16 protein-coding genes and 1 tRNA gene are annotated in these 17099 nt (G+C 55.2%); 10 read left to right on the forward strand and 7 right to left on the reverse strand.

Annotation, left to right across the window (positions count from 1 at the left end):
* Nucleotides 1–147: 147 nt before the first annotated feature.
* Nucleotides 148–627: a nuclear transport factor 2 family protein gene (locus tag MID00_RS03110; RefSeq protein WP_254499675.1), complete on the reverse strand. Its 480-nt coding sequence runs from the start codon at nucleotides 625–627 to the stop codon at nucleotides 148–150.
* Nucleotides 628–643: 16 nt separating this feature from the next.
* Complete coding sequence (locus tag MID00_RS03115; protein ID WP_254499676.1) at nucleotides 644–1255, reverse strand: NAD(P)-dependent oxidoreductase; 612 nt, start codon at nucleotides 1253–1255, stop codon at nucleotides 644–646.
* Between the two features lie 151 nt (nucleotides 1256–1406).
* On the opposite strand from MID00_RS03115, the gene MID00_RS03120 reads away from it, so the two are divergent.
* A complete protein-coding gene (locus MID00_RS03120) occupies nucleotides 1407–1796 on the forward strand; it encodes a helix-turn-helix domain-containing protein (protein ID WP_251196041.1) in 390 nt (129 codons plus the stop codon).
* A 65-nt stretch (nucleotides 1797–1861) separates the two neighbouring features.
* On the opposite strand, the gene MID00_RS03125 is transcribed toward MID00_RS03120, so the two are convergent.
* Nucleotides 1862–2287, reverse strand: coding sequence for a PACE efflux transporter (locus MID00_RS03125; RefSeq protein WP_009461311.1), 426 nt, complete (start codon nucleotides 2285–2287; stop codon nucleotides 1862–1864).
* Nucleotides 2288–2612: 325 nt separating this feature from the next.
* Here MID00_RS03125 and MID00_RS03130 point away from each other — a divergent pair, with 325 nt between their 5' ends.
* On the forward strand, nucleotides 2613–3224 hold the full coding sequence (locus MID00_RS03130) for a hypothetical protein (RefSeq protein WP_254499677.1): 612 nt from the start codon (nucleotides 2613–2615) through the stop codon (nucleotides 3222–3224).
* Nucleotides 3225–3251: 27 nt separating this feature from the next.
* Here the strand turns inward: MID00_RS03130 and MID00_RS03135 are convergent, their stop codons facing one another.
* On the reverse strand, nucleotides 3252–3731 hold the full coding sequence (locus MID00_RS03135) for a low affinity iron permease family protein (RefSeq protein WP_026485221.1): 480 nt from the start codon (nucleotides 3729–3731) through the stop codon (nucleotides 3252–3254).
* A gap of 965 nt (nucleotides 3732–4696) precedes the next feature.
* Nucleotides 4697–4771, reverse strand: a tRNA-Arg gene (locus MID00_RS03140).
* A gap of 552 nt (nucleotides 4772–5323) precedes the next feature.
* On the opposite strand from MID00_RS03140, the gene dctP reads away from it, so the two are divergent.
* Genes dctP through MID00_RS03170 form a run of 6 tightly spaced genes read left to right on the forward strand, consistent with a single transcriptional unit; the run spans nucleotide 5324 to nucleotide 11329 of the window.
* Entirely contained in the window at nucleotides 5324–6382 is a 1059-nt protein-coding gene (gene dctP / locus MID00_RS03145) for a TRAP transporter substrate-binding protein DctP (protein ID WP_022983481.1), read from the forward strand.
* Between the two features lie 26 nt (nucleotides 6383–6408).
* Complete coding sequence (locus MID00_RS03150) at nucleotides 6409–6930, forward strand: TRAP transporter small permease subunit (RefSeq protein WP_009461299.1); 522 nt, start codon at nucleotides 6409–6411, stop codon at nucleotides 6928–6930.
* The gene (locus MID00_RS03155) at nucleotides 6927–8246 is read left to right on the forward strand and encodes a TRAP transporter large permease subunit (protein WP_035271005.1); all 1320 of its coding nucleotides are present in this window, start codon (nucleotides 6927–6929) and stop codon (nucleotides 8244–8246) included. Before MID00_RS03150 ends, MID00_RS03155 begins: the two co-directional genes overlap by 4 nt.
* Nucleotides 8247–8270: 24 nt before the next feature.
* Nucleotides 8271–8921, forward strand: a complete 651-nt coding sequence (locus tag MID00_RS03160) for a GntR family transcriptional regulator (RefSeq protein ID WP_035271006.1) — start codon at nucleotides 8271–8273, stop codon at nucleotides 8919–8921.
* A gap of 35 nt (nucleotides 8922–8956) precedes the next feature.
* Nucleotides 8957–9844, forward strand: a complete 888-nt coding sequence (gene dapA, locus MID00_RS03165; RefSeq protein WP_035271009.1) for a 4-hydroxy-tetrahydrodipicolinate synthase — start codon at nucleotides 8957–8959, stop codon at nucleotides 9842–9844.
* Complete coding sequence (locus MID00_RS03170; protein WP_254499678.1) at nucleotides 9845–11329, forward strand: aldehyde dehydrogenase; 1485 nt, start codon at nucleotides 9845–9847, stop codon at nucleotides 11327–11329.
* A gap of 218 nt (nucleotides 11330–11547) precedes the next feature.
* Here the strand turns inward: MID00_RS03170 and MID00_RS03175 are convergent, their stop codons facing one another.
* Nucleotides 11548–12525 (reverse strand): LysR substrate-binding domain-containing protein, encoded by a 978-nt coding sequence (locus MID00_RS03175; RefSeq protein WP_022983480.1) that lies wholly within the window; start codon nucleotides 12523–12525, stop codon nucleotides 11548–11550.
* A gap of 167 nt (nucleotides 12526–12692) precedes the next feature.
* Here MID00_RS03175 and MID00_RS03180 point away from each other — a divergent pair, with 167 nt between their 5' ends.
* Nucleotides 12693–14981: an NADP-dependent malic enzyme gene (locus MID00_RS03180; protein ID WP_254499679.1), complete on the forward strand. Its 2289-nt coding sequence runs from the start codon at nucleotides 12693–12695 to the stop codon at nucleotides 14979–14981.
* A 72-nt stretch (nucleotides 14982–15053) separates the two neighbouring features.
* On the opposite strand, the gene MID00_RS03185 is transcribed toward MID00_RS03180, so the two are convergent.
* The gene (locus MID00_RS03185; RefSeq protein ID WP_254500289.1) at nucleotides 15054–15992 is read right to left on the reverse strand and encodes a tripartite tricarboxylate transporter substrate binding protein BugE; all 939 of its coding nucleotides are present in this window, start codon (nucleotides 15990–15992) and stop codon (nucleotides 15054–15056) included.
* A gap of 208 nt (nucleotides 15993–16200) precedes the next feature.
* On the opposite strand from MID00_RS03185, the gene MID00_RS03190 reads away from it, so the two are divergent.
* Nucleotides 16201–17097 (forward strand): AEC family transporter, encoded by an 897-nt coding sequence (locus MID00_RS03190; RefSeq protein ID WP_009461286.1) that lies wholly within the window; start codon nucleotides 16201–16203, stop codon nucleotides 17095–17097.
* The last annotated feature ends 2 nt before the right edge of the window (nucleotides 17098–17099 follow it).

Below are 17099 nucleotides of genomic sequence, written 5' to 3' on the forward strand. Positions count from 1 at the left end.
CAAAAAGACCCGCCATGGCTGGCGGGTCTTTTATTTGGCGTAAGCATAAGTCCTCGTTATAACGGGGCAAAGTCTCGCCCCCCTTTCGGCGCCGCGCAAGGCTGCTGCCGTATCGGTGGTAAAGAACGGGTTGCCCGAATAGTGAGCTTAGAACATGGTATTGCTATTGGCCGCCTGCTCCGGCACGGCCTGAATCACATCCCAGTGCTCCACAATCTTGCCGTCTTGCACCCGGAAAACATCCATCACAGCCTGCCCGCGATCGGCCTTGCCATTGGTCGAATGCACATGCAGATAAACCAGATCGCCGTCTGCGGCACTGCGCACAATCCGTGCGCGAGACTGCGGGTTCTCTTTGAAATAGCCATCAAAATACCCCACGAAAGGCGCTTTTCCGTCCGGCACCTCCGGGTTGTGCTGGATATAGTCCTCAGCTACGACCGACGCCGCTTCCTGCACCTGATGCTTGTTAAAGAAGCTGTCGTAAAAATCGACCACCAGCTTGCGATTGCTCTCTTCCTGAGCCACATCACGAGTCGGCGAATTGGCAGCCAACGCTGCATTTGTGCTCAACAAGAAAGAGCCCACTAATAAAACTGGAGATACCCATCGGATTAAACCTTTCATCAGTCCCACTCCCTGTTCAATAACCTACGGTGAAGCGCTGGCGTGAATGGGCAGGACGTTCAATCTCGTCCACCAAAGCGATGGCGTAATCCTCATAAGAAATCTTGCTGCCTTGGTCGGAGACCAAAAGGCTGTCTTTGTCGATACGGAATTTGCCTGTGCGCTGGCCGGGGCCAAACTCTGCCGAGGGCGACAGGAAAGTCCAATCCAGCTCTTTTTCCTGACGCAACTGATCCAGAAAGGCAATGCCACCCAAGGCCTCGGTCCGGTAAGCGTCCGGGAAAGCAGGCTGATCAATCAATCGCAGACCGGGGGCCACTTCAAGGCTGGCGGCACCGCCTACCACTAGATAACGCGGCACACCGGCCGCACGAACCGCCGTAATCAGCTTGGAAGGATCTGACGACGCAAAGCGAACCGCGCTAATTGCAATATCGTGCCCTTTCAATAGCGCAATCAAACCATCCAGATCATTCACATCGCCCTGAACTGCGGTGACATTGGGCAGGCTGGCAATTTTTTCAGTATGGCGAGCAATCGCTGTCACCGTATGACCGCGATCCGAGAGTTCTTTCAAAAGGCGCGAACCGACTTCGCCAGAAGCACCTATCAATGCAATACGAGACATAACAGCTCCTTGTGTGCTCAAATAAAGACTTGGTCTAAAAAATAGACCATTAAGCGTGATGCTAGACAGTTTTTTGACAGTCCACAAGAAGTCACGCAGGCCATACCAGGTCACACGGAAGTGACTATTGAACACAGGAAAGCAAGCCGCCATGTCCTCATCAAGCGCAGCCACACTGGCTTCCAGCCCCATACAGGAAGAATTTGAGCAACCCTGTCCCATCCGGGATGTACTGGATCGGATTGGCGACCAATGGAGCCTGCTGATCCTGGAATCGCTGGCACCGGGCACCCTGCGCTTTAATGAGCTGGGCCGGGAAATCGGCGATATTTCCCGTCAAATGCTCTCACGCACACTCAAGCGGCTGGAAACTGATGGATTTGTACAACGAACCTTGTACGCCGAAGTACCGCCACGCGTGGAATACACACTGACCGAATTGGGGCAATCTTTTCTGGTGCCCATGCGGGAACTGGTGAAATGGGCAGATGTGCACCATGCCCGTATCTGTCAGGCCCGTCGGGAAGCTCAGGTGGGGTGATAGAGCCAATCCAGCAGAAACAAAAAAAGCCGCATTACGCGGCTTTTTTTATTGAACGCTGGGGTTCAGGCTGCGCTGGCAGGCAAACCAAACACCCGGTCAAAGGTCCAGCTGAAGATAAAGGAATAAATCAGGAAGAACACCAGAATGGCCACTTCCATACGCAAGGCTTCCAGCAAGCCGACCTGATACCACCACATATACAAAGGCACGATAGCAATTACCAGGCCAGCCTCAAAACTGATGGCATGCACACTGCGGCGCAACAGACTGCGGCCTTTGACAGCTTGGCGGGATTCCCAATGCTCGAACGCCGTGTTGAACACGTAGTTCCAGACAATCGCAATCACCGAGATCGCCACAGCAATGGGCGCAGACTCTGAAGCCTCCCCACCGGCAAAGTACGCCAGCAAGAAAGAAGAAAAAACAATGGCAAAAAACTCGAACAAACCCACGTAAAAAACGCGGCGTTTCCAACCCTGGAGTGTCATGACTACCCTGCTGCGGTGCATCAGCCTGGCACTGAAAGAGATTCAGCCGGACGAGACGATGCGTTCAAAAATGGAGTGGCAAATCCGATGCACAGGCCCTCAGCCCGCATCGAAGCTGCGATAAAGCGCACAATCCTACCACAGGCAAGCAGACGGTTTGCAGGGCAGCTCCAATAACCCTTTTCAAACCCGATCGGGCAATATTGTTACCCAAGCCTTACGCCATTCACAGCCCGTATCACTCCTCATCAAATCGCATAATCTGTACGCCCCGCAGCATTTATGGTGTCAGTTCCAACCCTCAACCTCTGGACTGGAGCGAACAATGACATTACATAAAGCCAACACCGAACAGCTGCATGAACTCTTGTATCAAGCCCTGGAAACTGAATTGGGTGGGGAGCAAGTCTATAAAGCAGCCATTTCCTGTGCCAATAACGCGGACCTGAAAAAAGAATGGGAAGGCTACCTGGAAGAAACACTGACACACCAACAGGTGCTGAAAAGTATCTTTGAGGAGCTGGCACTGGACCCCGCCAAACAAACACCCGGCCGACAAGTACTGAAACAGATCGCCTCTGCACTGGTCAAGGCCATGGAGTTGGCCAAACAGGCAGGGGATCCGAATGCGGCAGAGCTGGTCGCATCCGAATGTGTCATTCTGGCCGAAACCAAAGACCATCTGAATTGGCAGTTGATTGGCCTGGTTGGCGAGCAGAGCAAAGACAAGAAACTGGCGACTTTACTCAAACAGGCTCATTACGCCGTCGCTGCCGATGAGGGCCATCACCTCTACCATACCCAGGGTTGGTCTCGCGAGCTGTGGATTCAATCCTTGGGATTTCCTGCCGTACTGCCCCCGCCAGAAGAGCAAAAGCAAGTCGAAACGCCGATCGGGGCCTCGCGGGCCGAGCAGCAACGCAACAAGATGCTGTAAAAAAAGGGCCGCAAGGCCCTTTTATCTTTATGTATCGCCGTCCAGACGTCGGCGCGCTTTCAACGCGATGGAGGAATAATAGGCCTCCAATTTCTTGAGCTGCTTTTCATCCAGTTCCTCAACATCAATCAAGCGCTCATTGGCATCGGTCAGTGAAATAATCAGCTCATCAAGTTTTATATGCAGTGCCTTGCTATCTTTATTCTGATTTTGCTGAATTAAAAACACCATCAAGAAAGTAATAATCGTGGTTCCGGTATTGATAATTAACTGCCAGGTCTCCGAATAATTAAAATAAGGCCCGGACAAGGCCCAGACCAGCACGGCTAAAACAGCAACAGAAAACATGATGGGCGAGCCGGCAAAGCGGGTCACGGTCTTGGCAAAGCAGTCAAACAAACTGTCTACAGAATCTGGCTTGCAAGGTTTGACCACGGGTGGCTCCTCCTGTCTGCACGCAGAGGAGGAAAACGGGTCTTTTTCCAAGGAACGCTTGTCGTTTTTCATGGCAAATTCCTTATAAATAAAAGCAGTTTAGTCGGGAGCCCGCCTCATATATTTCAAATAAAAACGAAACTGGGCAAAATTCAAACACAGCTCGATCAAGGACACACCAGATTTTCCTGCCATCGACTTGAGTCACACCGACGACAAGCCAGCCAAACGATTTGCCCAAGCCTTATCCCCTTGCCTGATGCAAGGATAGACAAGAACTCCTCTGTTTTTTTTACGGGTATTTGCGAACGAAATATCCTTTTACAGCTGACACTACCCAAGCCCCGACAAGATTTGTAAGATGCGGGCTGACTATCTTGCTTTCAGTTTGATAGTTTTTGTAGAAAGTACATTGCTGTCTTTTTTAAACACGCTATTTCCCATAGCTTTTATTTAAAAAGGAGCAAGAAGTGGGCAAGATCGACCATAAAACCATGTGTATTTTGTGCCAGACTCTGCCGCTTTCCAAAGCGCACACACCTAAGCATGCTTATATGGAACGCGTCACCAAAACAGAGGACTATGGAGACCAGGGAGCACAGAGCCTGTTTCGCTGCTCCGTTTGCCAAACTCACTGGCTTTATCAACAAGACAAATGGAAAAGTTGTCTGGGATTCAAGCTCTGGACCGGGAGTGTGGATGACTATCTGTCCTCAACAAGAAATCCCGTCAAAGCCTGGGGCCACCAACAGACCTCCAGAAGCTCATCTCCGGGTTTTGACAATCGACCGTTCCATTAGCGCCTCCTGCATTCCATAGCACGCATGACTCTTGAATTGTCATCACGAGCGATTAGTCAGGTGCTCAAGCCAGCCTTGTTGCTCAAGACAGGGCTGGCTCGAAAAAAGAAAACGAGCAGGCACGAACAGGCCTGCGCAAAAAGCACAGGATGCTAATCATCAAGTGGGATATCAAAGCTCGGCCTATCAGAACGAGCCTTCAGGACCATGAAGCCGGGCAGGCGTCATGCATAAGAATGGCGGGCCCAGCAGGAATCGAACCTGCAATCTTCCCTTAGGAGGGGAAAGTTATATCCATTTAACTATGGGCCCGGTGGCTTGTCTGCGCAGTGGGCCCAGGCGGGCCAGACACTACATGCACCGCAGGAATCCAGGCTTTACAACACGCAAGAGTAGATTCGACGCCCTCTCTTGTTCGTAAAAAACCAGCTATTTTCCTGCCTGCTGCTACCGAAAGTGCTACAGCAAAAGAACGGTCCAAAGACCCTGTCCTGCCGCCGTGCGCTTCTAAAAAAGCAGTCGCAAAGTGTACCAGCTAGACCGCGGGGACGAAAGGATTGAAACAGCTCAACAAGGCTGCCCCGCAGTGCTTCAAACAAGCATGAAAAAATCCGCATCACGAATGATTTCACCGCTGAAAATCCGCGCCAAAACCAGGTCTGGAACGCCCTTATCCTGTCCTTCCACCATCCAAAAAGAACACCGAAACCCAATCAGCAAGCCACCTCCGGCGCTTTCTAGGACAAACCCCAATCTAAATATGTTGTTAATATATTTAGAAAATATTAAGATCCATCCCATGCTTTGACGCTGGCCGCCAGCCTGCGACGGAGCTGGACTATAAAAAAACCACCGGAGACAAACATGAAATCCAAACTTGTTGCATCCACCCTGGCCGGCCTGTTTCTGCTGGGCAGCATGGCCTCAGCGCAAGCGGCCGAAATCAGTTGGCGCGTACCAACTTCCGTACCCGAAGGCTCCCCGTTTTATCAGAATTTTCTGGAGCGTTTTGCAAAGAACGTGAAGCTCATGACGGGGGATCGTGTCGAGATTCAGCCCTTTGGAGCAGGTGTTATTGTTCCCGCCCTTAAAGTTTTTGAAGCGGTAGAGACCGGCGTAGTAGAGGCGGGGCACTCCACCTCCAGCTACCTGGTCAACCAAGACCCGGCCAATGCCATTTTTGCTGGCTACCCCGGTGGCATGGGACCTGATGCTTATCGCGTCTGGCTGTATGAAGGCGGCGGCAAGGAAAAACTGCAGGAGCTGCGTTCCAAAAACGGTCTCAAAACCATGATTGTCGGTTTGGGTTCGACGGAAGTGCTGGCCCACTCCAACACCCCCATCCGAACTGCAGAGGACTTGAAAGGCCTGAAATATCGCACTTCCGGTGCCTGGGCGGACGTAATGAAAGACTATTTCGGTGCCGTTCCCACCGTGGTGCCACCCGGCGACACGTACACCCTGTTGCAGCGCAAAGGGGTCGATGCGGTGGAATGGGCTACCCCCTCCTCCAATACCCCCGAAGGTTTTCATCAGGCCGCCAAATACATTGTGGTCCCTGGCGTGCATCAGCCCACCTTTATGTGGGAAGTCGTCCTGAAGCAGGAAACCTGGGATAAAGTGCCGGCCGATTTGCAGCAACTGATTGAGGCCGCTGCCGAACTGACCACCCACCAATCCCTGGACTACTTCTACAACGCCGACATCAAAGCCATGGAGAAGTACCGCCAGGGTCGCAATGAAGTCATCACTCTGGACCCGGCCTTCATCAAGCAATTGGCGGATGCCGGCAATGATTGGGTACACAAGAAAGCCGAAGCGCAAGCGCAATCGGGCAACGACTACATGAAGAATTTGCTGACTGATTACGACGGATTCCTGAACCGTTGGCGCAGTGAAAGCAATTACCTGATCCGAGACTAAGTCCCACTTTCTGAAGGAGAGCTGCCATGCTGCAGCCTATTTCAAAACTGATCGACTTTATCGCTCTTGCAAGCGCTCGGCTGGCGGAAATGGCGGCGGCAATCCTGGTCACCGCCATGGTATGGGAAGTCTTTGCCCGTTATGTTCTGCATGCCCCCACCGTCTGGGCCTTTGATGTGGCGTACATGATGAATGGGGCTATTTTTCTGCTGGGCATGGCCTGGGTGATGCGTCAGAACGAACACATCAGCATTGATGTGGTTCGCAAGCACTTGCCCAAGTCCCTGGCCCGTATGTCTGACGTGCTCCTGTACCTGCTGGTGCTGTTTCCGCTGTTTGCCATCTTGAGCAAAGTCGGGATACAGAAAGCCTGGATGGCCTGGAAGCTGAACGAGGTCGAAATGGTCAGCCCCTGGGCCCCGGTGATGTGGCCCTTCTACGCCTGCATTGCCATTGGCCTGATCGCCTTTACCTTGCAACTGCTGGCCCATGGCTTGCGCTGTGCGGTCAAAGAACAGAACACTGCTGACGTCGAGGTGAGCCCATGAATTTATGGATCGCCGGACTCATGTTCCCTGCTCTGTTCCTGCTGATTTTTCAGGGCATGCCCGTGGCTTTTGCGCTGATCCTGCCCGCTTTTCTGGCCGGTTGGTACGCCTTTGGCCCCATGGTCTTTGACCAGATGTATGGTGCTTTGTATGGAGCGGCCACCAACCATATCCTGTCAGCGATTCCCATGTTTGTGCTGATGGGAGCCCTGCTGGAGCGCTCGGGCATTGCGGCACGCCTGTTTCGCACCATGCAGTTATGGCTGGGCGGCCTGCCAGGCGGGCTGGCCATTGCCACCATCGCCATGGCGGCGACCTTTGCCGCTGCAGCAGGCGTGGTTGGCGCGGTAGAAATCATGGTGGGGCTGATGGCCATCCCGGCCATGAAGCGCTTTCGCTACAACAACTCACTGATCGCGGGCACGATCTGCGCCGGGGGCTCCCTGGGCACCATGATTCCTCCCTCGGTGGTCGCGGTCGTCTATGCCTCCCTGGCACAGGTTCCGGTTGGCGAGCTGTTTGCTGCCATGCTCTTTCCGGGCCTGTTGATGACCACGCTCTTTGTGGCCTACATCCTGATCGCCACCACGCTCAAGCCGGAGCTGGGCCCACGGGCAGATGACGAGGATATGCGCCGACCTTTGGGGGAAAAAATCAGTATCACAATGCGTGGTCTGGTTCCCATGATGCTGCTGATCATCGCTGTTCTGGGCTCCCTGATGAAAGGGATCGCATCACCCACCGAGGCCGCCGCCTTGGGCGCTGCCGCCGCCGCTGTTCTTTGTATCTTCTACCGTCAGTTCAACTGGGAAGTTTTCAGTGGAGCCTTGCGAATCACGGTACGCATTACGGCAATGATCATGCTGATCGTGGCGGGAGGCACCATGTTTACCGGCGCCTTCGCGGCCAATGGAGGTGCCAAGCTGGTACAGATGCTGACCAGCGACTTGGGACTGGGCAGTACAGGTACGATCATTCTGTTCCTGGGCATCGTCTTTGTGCTGGGCTTTGTACTGGACTGGACAGCGAACGTGCTGATTTGCGTTCCGCTTTTCCTGCCCTTTATTGTGGCAAGCGGGCTGGACCCCTTATGGTTTGGCGTGATGGTGATCGTTGTCATTCAGACCAGCTATCTGACACCGCCTCTGGCCTCTTCCATTTTCTACCTGCTGTCCATTGCCCCGAAAGACATGACCTACGGACAAGTTTGTCGAGGTGTAGTGCCGTTTATTCTTGCTCAATTGCTGACCTTGCTGATCGTCGCCCTGTTTCCGGCGATTGCAACCTGGCTACCCCAGCAAGTGTCCGGCTTTTAACGCAATTTTTATATTGGAGTCTCCGTGAGTAGCGCCCCCACCCCCTCTTCTCGTGCCGCTGAAATCGCCTATCAAGCGATTGAGCAGTTAATTGCCACTCTCAAACTGGAGCCTGGTCAGGCCATTGTAGAAAGTGATCTGGTGGAAATGACAGGTTTGGGACGCACCCCCTTGCGTGAAGCCCTGATGCGCATGGTGGCTTTGGGATTGATCGAGCAACAGCCCCGCCGCGGCCTGCGTGTCAGTGAAATCCGTGTGGCTGAACATCTGACTCTGATTGAAACGCGCCGGGTTCTGGAACGCCTGATTGTGCAGGGAGCCGCCCGCTGGGCGACCCCAGCCCAGCGCAGCGCCTTGCTCGGTCACGCCCAGGCCATGGTGGATGCTGCTGACGCCAAGGATATCGACGCCTACATGCTGGCCGACCAGCATCTGGACGAAGTCATCCACCAGGCCTGTCGCAACACCTTTGCTGTGCAAGCGGTCACTCCCATGATCGTTCAGTGCCGACGGTTCTGGTACGCCTATCAATATGAAGGGGACCTGGAGGCCGGAGCCCAGGCTCATCTGACCCTGGCCGAAGGCATCCAGGATGGAAACCCCGAACAGGCCTTGCAGGGCTCCGAGACGCTGATGGCCTACCTCAGCGCCTTCACCCGCAAAGTCATTGAATAAACCGATAGATCAACTATTAATAATCTGGAGACATCATGAATCTGAACGGAATCCTCGTTCCCATCGTTACCCCGTTTGACGCCAACAACCAGTTAAACGAAGCTGCGCTGGAGCGTCTGGTTGAGTGCTTTATTGAAGCCGGAGTAGGCGGTATCGTGGCTTGTGGAACCACGGGCGAATACTACGCGCTCAGTGCACAGGAGCGTCGCCGCGTGCTGGAGATTGTTGCCAGAACTGGCCGTGGCCGTACAACACTGATTGCCGGCGTGAACTCCATGTCGCCTGCCGAAGCCATCAGCCGAATCCGTGAAGCGGAAGAGCTAGGGTATGAGGCACTGATGCTCTCTCCCACCCCTTACAGCCTGCCCGGCCAGAATGAAGTGGTGGCGTATTTCAAGGAGGTCGCCGCGGCCACTGAACTGCCCATCGTCATGTACAACTTCCCGGCACGCATTGGCATCCAGATCGAGCTTGAATCCGTTTACGAACTGGCCAAGGTCAAGAACATTGTGGGCATCAAGGAGAGCAGCGGCAACTTCAGCCGGGTGGTTGCCATGGTCAATGCCAATCTGCCCGATTTTCAGGTTGTTTGTGGTTGCGATGACCAGGCAGCCGATTTCCTGTTCTGGGGAGTTCGTAGCTGGATCAGTGGCGGGGCCAATGTGTTTCCTGCCGAGCAGGTCCAAATGCTGAAAGCCGCCGAGCAAGAAGACTGGGACACGGTACGTCGCATGATGGCTGCCATGTTGCCCGCCATTGCCGCCATGGAGTCGGGCAACTACAACCAGAAAGCCAAACTGGGCTGCGTGCGTCACGGCATTGATGTCGGTTCGGTACGCTTGCCTCTGCTGCCAGTCGACGCGCAGGAACGAGATGACTTCCTGGCCCAGATCAACGCTTATCAAGTAGAACAGGAGGCTTGAATGCCCACGCAACAAGAGACTGTCTTTGAGTTGGCCCGCGCCGGAAAGCTGCACGCTTCCCATTTGATTCCTGGCTATCAAACCACGGCTTCGGCCCTGCTCGATAACGTCAGCCCTATCGACCTGACCGTAATTGGCAAAATCGCTGCCGGCCAAGCCTCGGATGTACAAGCAGCGGTCGCTGCCGCGCGCACAAGCTTTGAGTCCGGCGAGTGGTCTGAACTGTCTCCGGCAGAACGCAAAAAGATCATGCTCAAATGGGTAGCCTTGCTGGAGCAACACGCCGAGGAACTGGCCGCACTCGATTGCGTGGATGCAGGCAAGCCCATCACCGAATGTCTGAATACCGACATGCCCGCCACCATCGATACCTTCAGCTGGTATGCGGAAACGGCTGATAAATGCTTTGGTCGAATTTCCCCAACCGGCTCCGACGCACTGGGTTTGATCACCAAGGAGCCCATTGGTGTGGTGGCGGCCGTCCTGCCCTGGAATTTCCCGGCTCAAATGTACGCCTGGAAAGTTGCCCCTGCGCTGGTGTGCGGCAATTCAGTCATTGTGAAACCGTCCGAGCTAACCAGTCTCAGTGCCTACCGCATGACCCAGCTGGCGCATCAGGCCGGTATCCCCGAAGGAGCACTGATCCTTGTTACCGGCACCGGCGAGGCCGTGGGAGAGCCCTTGGGACGACACCAGGACGTGGATATCGTATCTTTCACCGGGTCCACCGAAGTTGGACGGCTATTTCTGAAATACTCCGCAGAAAGCAACTTGAAGGAAGTTGTTCTGGAGTGTGGTGGCAAAAGCCCTCAGGTCGTTTTTGAAGACGCCTTGCTGGACGAAGCAGTTCCGTCCATCCTGGCGGCCGCATTCTGGAACATGAGCGAAAACTGCAGCTGCGGCTCCCGCCTGATCGTACACAGCAGCCTGAAAGATACGCTACTGCAAAAACTCAAACAGGGGCTAAGCTCCTGGAAAGTAGGTCTGCCTACGGACCCGGATGTGTCTATCGGGCCGATGGTAGAACAAGCACACTTTGAAAAAGTGGCCAGCTTTCTGCAGAACCCCGGCAAAAACGCCAAGTTGGTTCATGGGGGGCGCATTCACAGTGACCTGGGCAGTGGTTGGTATATCGAGCCCACCATCTTCGATCACATCACCCCGGAAGACCGCCTGTTCCAGGAGGAAGTGTTCGGCCCCGTTCTGGCCATCACGACCTTCGAGACAGAAGAGCAAGCCATCGCCTTGGCAAACGATACCCAATATGGCCTGGCCGCCTCCCTCTACACGCTTGATGTACGGCGGGCGCAGCGTGTCTCGCGCAAAATCAAGGCAGGCACCGTTTCGATAAATGGCTTTTCCGAAGGCGACATCACCGCGCCCTTTGGCGGCTTCAAACTGTCCGGTTTTGGCGGCAAGGACAAGGGAATGGAGGCCCTGGATCAGTACCAGCAAACCAAGGCCATCTGGTATGTGAACCAGTAAGCCACTGCTTGCATAGCCCCGGCATCAATAAACCGGGCGCTGCACACCACCCCCCTTCCAGACTCCTGGGCATACAAGCGGGGGGTGGTTCTTACCACTGAGCTGCTCCGGTTTTTTGAGCAGGTATGACATCCTGCTTCCAGCTCTTGCCCGGCCCGCTCAGCATAGTGCGCTCACGGTGTAACACTAGCAATCAGCCCGCAGCAGACAGAACGACATTAGTAGAAAAAAGCCCCCCGCTCCAAAGGTACCGTCTTATCAGTACACACCCGTTTCAGCTCCTGCGCGAACAGCTTGTCTACCGGACGCTGCTGACCGGCCACCCGAGTAAAAAGCGCGATAGGCGACAAGCCCCACTCAAAGGAGTACGGCACAATCGCCACGCCGGACACGCGTACCAATTCTTCAGCAATTTCGGTCGGGACCACAGACACAGCACGGGAGTGATTCACGATCAGTTCACCGATCAGCTTGGGTGAAGAGGTTTCCACACTGGGCACCGGCTCCAACAAGCCTGCCCGTAAAAACAGGTTCGCCACCTGCCGCCGCATCGGGGTATTGCGCGGTCCCAGAATCCAGTCCAGATCCTGCAATTGCGCCCAGTCCAGCTTGCGTCGGCCCAATCGCCCCGCCAGTTCCCGGCTGGCAATCAGGCGTGGTTGCTGCGCGTACAAGGCGTCATGGCGCAGCCCTTTCATATTCAGGTCCGGAGAGCTGCGCGCCACCACTGCATCCAAGGCGTGATCACGCAGTTGTTCCAGCAGCGTTTCCGTTAGCCCCTCGGTGATGCTGACGGACACTACCTGCCCTTGAGGGCGAGTTGCCCGCAAGGCCGTGGAAACCAGCTTGCCGGACACCAGGGGAATCACCCCCAGCCGCAAATGTGCTTGCCGCCCCATGCTGTGCGCCTGCAAGTCCAGACTCAACAACTCCATGTCCTGCACCATGGCCCGAGCACGTGAAATCACGATCTGCCCTTGCGCTGTTGCCTCCATACCACGCGATGAACGCAGGAATAGCGGTGTGCCAAAGACTTGCTCCACCTCGGCCAAGGCTTGAGTGACCGCAGGCTGAGTCATCGCCATTAAATCCGCCACTTTGGTCAGCGAGCCCAAGCGGTCGATCTCGATCAGCAGAGCCAGGTGACGCAACCTGAGTCGTTGTACCAGGCGATGGGCGATATCGTTTGTTTCCAAGCCTTTACCCTTATCTATAAGTATTTACTAATAGGGCAATAATAAGCCCTAATAGTGCGGACTGTTTAATTATCTACACTTGTTGAAAGCCGGCGCTGGCGCACTATTCGCCACGCCTTCCCTGGATTTCACCAAACACCTGTTTGGCGCCTGAGCAAGAGGACACGATGAGTTCACCTGTAGATCGACAAGCCGCCCTGGATTACCACGAGTTCCCCATTCCCGGCAAAGTCACCATTGCCGCGACCAAACCCCTGGTCAGCCAACGTGACCTGGGCCTGGCCTATTCCCCTGGTGTTGCTGCCGCCTGCGAAGAGATCGTGGTCGACCCGAAAAACGCCTTCCGCTACACCGGCCGGGGCAATCTGGTGGGCGTGATCTCCAACGGTACCGCTGTGCTGGGTCTGGGCAATATTGGTGCCCTGGCCTCCAAGCCCGTGATGGAAGGCAAGGCCGTTCTGTTCAAGAAATTTGCTGGCCTGGACGTGTTTGACATCGAGATCAACGAAACCGATCCCGACAAGCTGGTGGATATCATCGCCGGTCTGGAGCCCACCTTCGGTGGCATCAACCTGGAAGACATCAAGGCACCCGAGTGTTTTGAAGTGGAGCGCAAGCTGCGCGAACGCATGAACATCCCCGTCTTTCACGACGACCAGCACGGTACCGCCATTTGCGTGACGGCGGCTTTCCTGAACGGCCTGAAAGTGGTCGGCAAAGATATCAAGAAGATCAAGGTTGTGACCTCCGGTGCCGGTGCGGCCGCGCTAGCTTGCCTGGACTTGATGGTGGACATGGGCCTGCCCGAAGAAAATGTCTGGGTCACCGACATTGACGGCGTGGTCTACAAAGGCCGCCCTGGTCACCAGGTTCCTGAACTGGCCCGTTTCGCCAAAGAAACCGAAGCACGCAAGCTGGCTGATGTGATCGACAACGCTGACGTGTTCGTGGGCCTGTCCGCCGGTGGCGTACTGAAAGCTGAAATGCTGCAAAAAATGGCAGACCGTCCCTTCGTGATGGCGCTGGCCAACCCTACCCCCGAAATTTTGCCTGAAGTCGCCAAAGCCGCTCGCGATGACGTCATCATGGCAACCGGCCGTTCGGACTTCCCGAATCAGGTCAACAACGTGCTGTGCTTCCCCTACATCTTCCGCGGTGCGCTGGATGTGGGCGCCACCACGATTACCCGTGGCATGGAAAAAGCTGCTGCCCGCGCGATTGCGGCTCTGGCTGAAGAAGAGCAGGACGAAGCGGTGGCCGCAGCCTACGGTGGTTACGGCCTGAGCTTTGGCCCCGACTACCTGATTCCCAAGCCATTCGACCCACGTCTGATCGTGCGCATCGCCCCCGCCGTGGCTCAAGCCGCCATGGAAGAAGGCGTGGCAACCCGCCCTATCGCTGACCTGGAAGGCTACATCGCCAAGCTGCAACAGTTTGTCTACCACTCTGGCGCGTTCATGAAGCCCGTGTTTGCCGTAGCCAAGCAATTGGTGCGCGAAGGCGGCAAGGCTCGCATCGTCTTTACCGAAGGTGAAGAAGAACGCGTGCTGCGCGCCGTGCAAGTGATTGTGGACGAGAAGCTGGCCCACCCGATTCTGGTTGGCCGTCCTGCCGTGCTGCTGTCTCGCATCAAGAAATTTGGTCTGCGCCTGCGCTTGGGCGTGGATGTGGAAGTGACCAACCCCGAGTCTGACGACCGTTTCCACCAGTACTGGACCACGTACTGGGAAAAAATGTGCCGTCGCGGTATCAGCAAGGAAATGGCTCGCGTGGAAATGCGTCGCCGCCTGACCCTGATTGGCTCGACCATGGTGCACCTGGGTGATGCCGACGGCATGATCTGCGGCACGATCGGTTCCTACCACAACCACCTGCGCTATATCGACGAGATGATCGGCCGCAAGCCCGGCTCCAGCGTCTACGCTGCCATGAACATTCTGCTCCTGGGCGAGCGTACGGTTGCCTTGACCGACACACACGTCAACGACGATCCGAACGCACAGGAAATTGCGGAATACACGATTGAAGCCGCCCGCATGTTGAGTACGCTGAGCCTGGAACCCAAGGTGGCCCTGCTGTCGCGCTCCAACTTTGGTACCGACTCGGCCACTTCCGGACCCAAAATGCGTGAAGCCCTGCGTTTGATTCAGGAGCAAGCCCCTGACCTGGAAGTAGACGGTGAAATGCATGCCGACTGCGCTCTGGACGAAAGCTTGCGCAATCGTACCTTGCCCAACTCCTCGCTGAAAGACTCGGCCAACCTGCTGGTCTGCCCGAACGTGGACGCTGGCAATATCAGCTACAACCTGCTGAAAACCGCTGCTGGCAGCAACGTGGCCATCGGTCCTTTCCTGATGGGCGCCAATGCTCCTGTACACATCCTGACTTACAGCTCCACCGTACGCCGCATCATTAATATGACGGCCTTGACCGTGCTGCAAGCCAATCGTGGCTAGGCCTTGGGGCTGAAATAAAAAACCGGCCTGCACAGGCCGGTTTTTTTATGGCTGACATTTAAAGTCCAAGGCTTATTCCAGCTTGATGTTGCCTTTCTTGACCACGTCGTGGGCCCAGTCGTACTGCTCCTTGATTTCCTTGGCGAACTCTTCAGGCGAGTTACCCGACGGAGTCGCACCCTGCTTTTCCAGAGCCGAAATAATTTCGGGTTTCTTCAAGGCTTCCGCAGCAGCGGCATGCAGCTTGGCAACGATTTCAGGCGGCGTACCCTTGGGAGCCAGCAGACCATACCAGGCCGGGCTGTTCAGCTGCGGGTAACCTTCTTCGGCCAAGGTCGGCACATCTTTCAGAGCAGGCAGGCGCTCGGGCCAGGCAATAGCCAATGCGCGCAAGTTGCCAGCCTGGATCTGGGCCATGGACGAAGGCAGGTTATCAAACATGGCATTGATCTGGCCACCGACCGCATCCGTTACAGCCGGGCCGGCACCACGGTAAGGAACGTGCACGATGTCGGTGCCAGTTTCCAGCTTGAAGGCTTCGCCAAACAAGTGCAGCACCGAGCAAGTACCCGAGCTGCCGTAAGAATACTTACCGGGATTGTCTTTCAGTTGCTGCACGAACTCCTTGAAGTTCTGTGCCGGGAATTTGGGGTTGACCTCGATCACGTTGGGCAGGTTGGCAAAGTTGCTGACCGGCACAAAGTCTTTCAAGGGGTCGTAAGGCAAATCATTGGGGCGGCAAGCGGGATTCACTGCCAGAGTCGAGATGGTGGCAATTGACAAGGTATAGCCGTCAGGTTTGGCGCGAGCAGCTTCTGCCGCTCCAATAGCGCCCCCGGCACCACCCTTGTTTTCTACCACCATGGACTGGCCCAGCACTTCGCTCATGCCCTTGGTCACAATGCGCGCCACAATATCGGTGGAACCGCCTGGCGCAAAAGGAACAATGACGCGAATCGCTTGATTAGGATAATCCGCTTGAGCATGAGCGACATTAACCGTGCCGATCATGGACAAACTTGCACAAAGGGATAGCAGCGCAAATTTCTTGGGAAACTTCTCTATCATGGGAACATCTCCTCTTTAGTCTTTTTGTAGATCCATCCCCTGTGTAAGGGGAACTAACCAATAATAGCGCAGCTAATCCCCATCAATTGTTAATTCTGAAAGCAGATACCCACAGGGGATATACCTATATCTGCTTCTATTTACCCTCATCATGGCCACAATATTCCCGCTGATTCTGCCCGATTTCCTGTTAATTGCACTGGGGGCTTTACTGCTGCATCGCTTTCATTTCAGCCGGGATTTTTTCCAGGGTGCGGAGAAGCTAGTCTATTACGTCCTGTTTCCAGCCCTGCTGTTTGATTCCATTACTCGTATTCCGCTCAATCTGGGCGATACCTGGCCTTTATTGGTCGCTGCGGCTGTTTTAATTGCCGTAGGCACGGTTCTGGCCTGGCTGGCCCTGCCCATTCTGAAACCCGAACATTTGCAGCACGCGGCCCTGACTCAATGCGCCTTTCGCTTCAATACCTATTTGGGGATGTCTCTGGCCAGTGCGATTGCCGGGCCATCGGGTGTCGCCGTTATGGCTTTGCTGGTGGGCTTTTCTGTTCCCATGGCCAATATGGTGGCAGTGACCGTGCTAGCGCGGGGGCAGCAAGGCCGTATCGCCATCGAGCTGCTTAAAAATCCCCTGATTCTGTCTACTGTTGCTGCACTGGCCTGGAATCTGGCTGGTTTGTCCGTACCAGGCCCGGTTCAATTGGCCTTTAGCCGCTTGGGGGCTTGTGCCCTGGGGATTGGTTTGTTGTGTGTAGGCGCCACCTTGTCCCTGCAAGGCTCGCGGCGTGCGGGGGCCTTGATCGGCTGGATTACGGCCATCAAGCTGCTGGCTTTGCCCTTGGCGGCCCTGGCAATTGCCTGGGTGTTGGATATGAGCACATTGGAGCGCCAGATGTTACTGGTATTTGCTGCCCTGCCTACGGCCTCTTCTGCCCACGTACTGGCTGCCCGCATGGGAGCCGATAGCCGTCTGGTCGCGCTGACCATGTCGATCGGCACTATACTAGCGGGCTTGACCATTCCATTGTGGTTATCCCTCGCTACCTGATC

The sequence above is a fragment of the Alcaligenes sp. NLF5-7 genome, from assembly GCF_024266725.1.
In the GTDB taxonomy this organism is placed as follows: Bacteria; Pseudomonadota; Gammaproteobacteria; order Burkholderiales; family Burkholderiaceae_B; genus Alcaligenes; species Alcaligenes phenolicus.

Excerpts from the sequence above, each read along its gene's own strand:
- MID00_RS03110 (WP_254499675.1), bottom strand. The coding sequence starts at position 627 with ATGAAAGGTTTAATCCGATGGGTATCTCCAGTTTTATTAGTGGGCTCT.
- MID00_RS03115 (WP_254499676.1), bottom strand. The coding sequence starts at position 1,255 with ATGTCTCGTATTGCATTGATAGGTGCTTCTGGCGAAGTCGGTTCGCGC.
- MID00_RS03120 (WP_251196041.1), top strand. The coding sequence starts at position 1,407 with ATGTCCTCATCAAGCGCAGCCACACTGGCTTCCAGCCCCATACAGGAA.
- MID00_RS03125 (WP_009461311.1), bottom strand. The coding sequence starts at position 2,287 with ATGACACTCCAGGGTTGGAAACGCCGCGTTTTTTACGTGGGTTTGTTC.
- MID00_RS03130 (WP_254499677.1), top strand. The coding sequence starts at position 2,613 with ATGACATTACATAAAGCCAACACCGAACAGCTGCATGAACTCTTGTAT.
- MID00_RS03135 (WP_026485221.1), bottom strand. The coding sequence starts at position 3,731 with ATGAAAAACGACAAGCGTTCCTTGGAAAAAGACCCGTTTTCCTCCTCT.
- dctP (WP_022983481.1), top strand. The coding sequence starts at position 5,324 with ATGAAATCCAAACTTGTTGCATCCACCCTGGCCGGCCTGTTTCTGCTG.
- MID00_RS03150 (WP_009461299.1), top strand. The coding sequence starts at position 6,409 with ATGCTGCAGCCTATTTCAAAACTGATCGACTTTATCGCTCTTGCAAGC.
- MID00_RS03155 (WP_035271005.1), top strand. The coding sequence starts at position 6,927 with ATGAATTTATGGATCGCCGGACTCATGTTCCCTGCTCTGTTCCTGCTG.
- dapA (WP_035271009.1), top strand. The coding sequence starts at position 8,957 with ATGAATCTGAACGGAATCCTCGTTCCCATCGTTACCCCGTTTGACGCC.
- MID00_RS03170 (WP_254499678.1), top strand. The coding sequence starts at position 9,845 with ATGCCCACGCAACAAGAGACTGTCTTTGAGTTGGCCCGCGCCGGAAAG.
- MID00_RS03180 (WP_254499679.1), top strand. The coding sequence starts at position 12,693 with ATGAGTTCACCTGTAGATCGACAAGCCGCCCTGGATTACCACGAGTTC.
- MID00_RS03185 (WP_254500289.1), bottom strand. The coding sequence starts at position 15,992 with ATGATCGGCACGGTTAATGTCGCTCATGCTCAAGCGGATTATCCTAAT.
- MID00_RS03190 (WP_009461286.1), top strand. The coding sequence starts at position 16,201 with ATGGCCACAATATTCCCGCTGATTCTGCCCGATTTCCTGTTAATTGCA.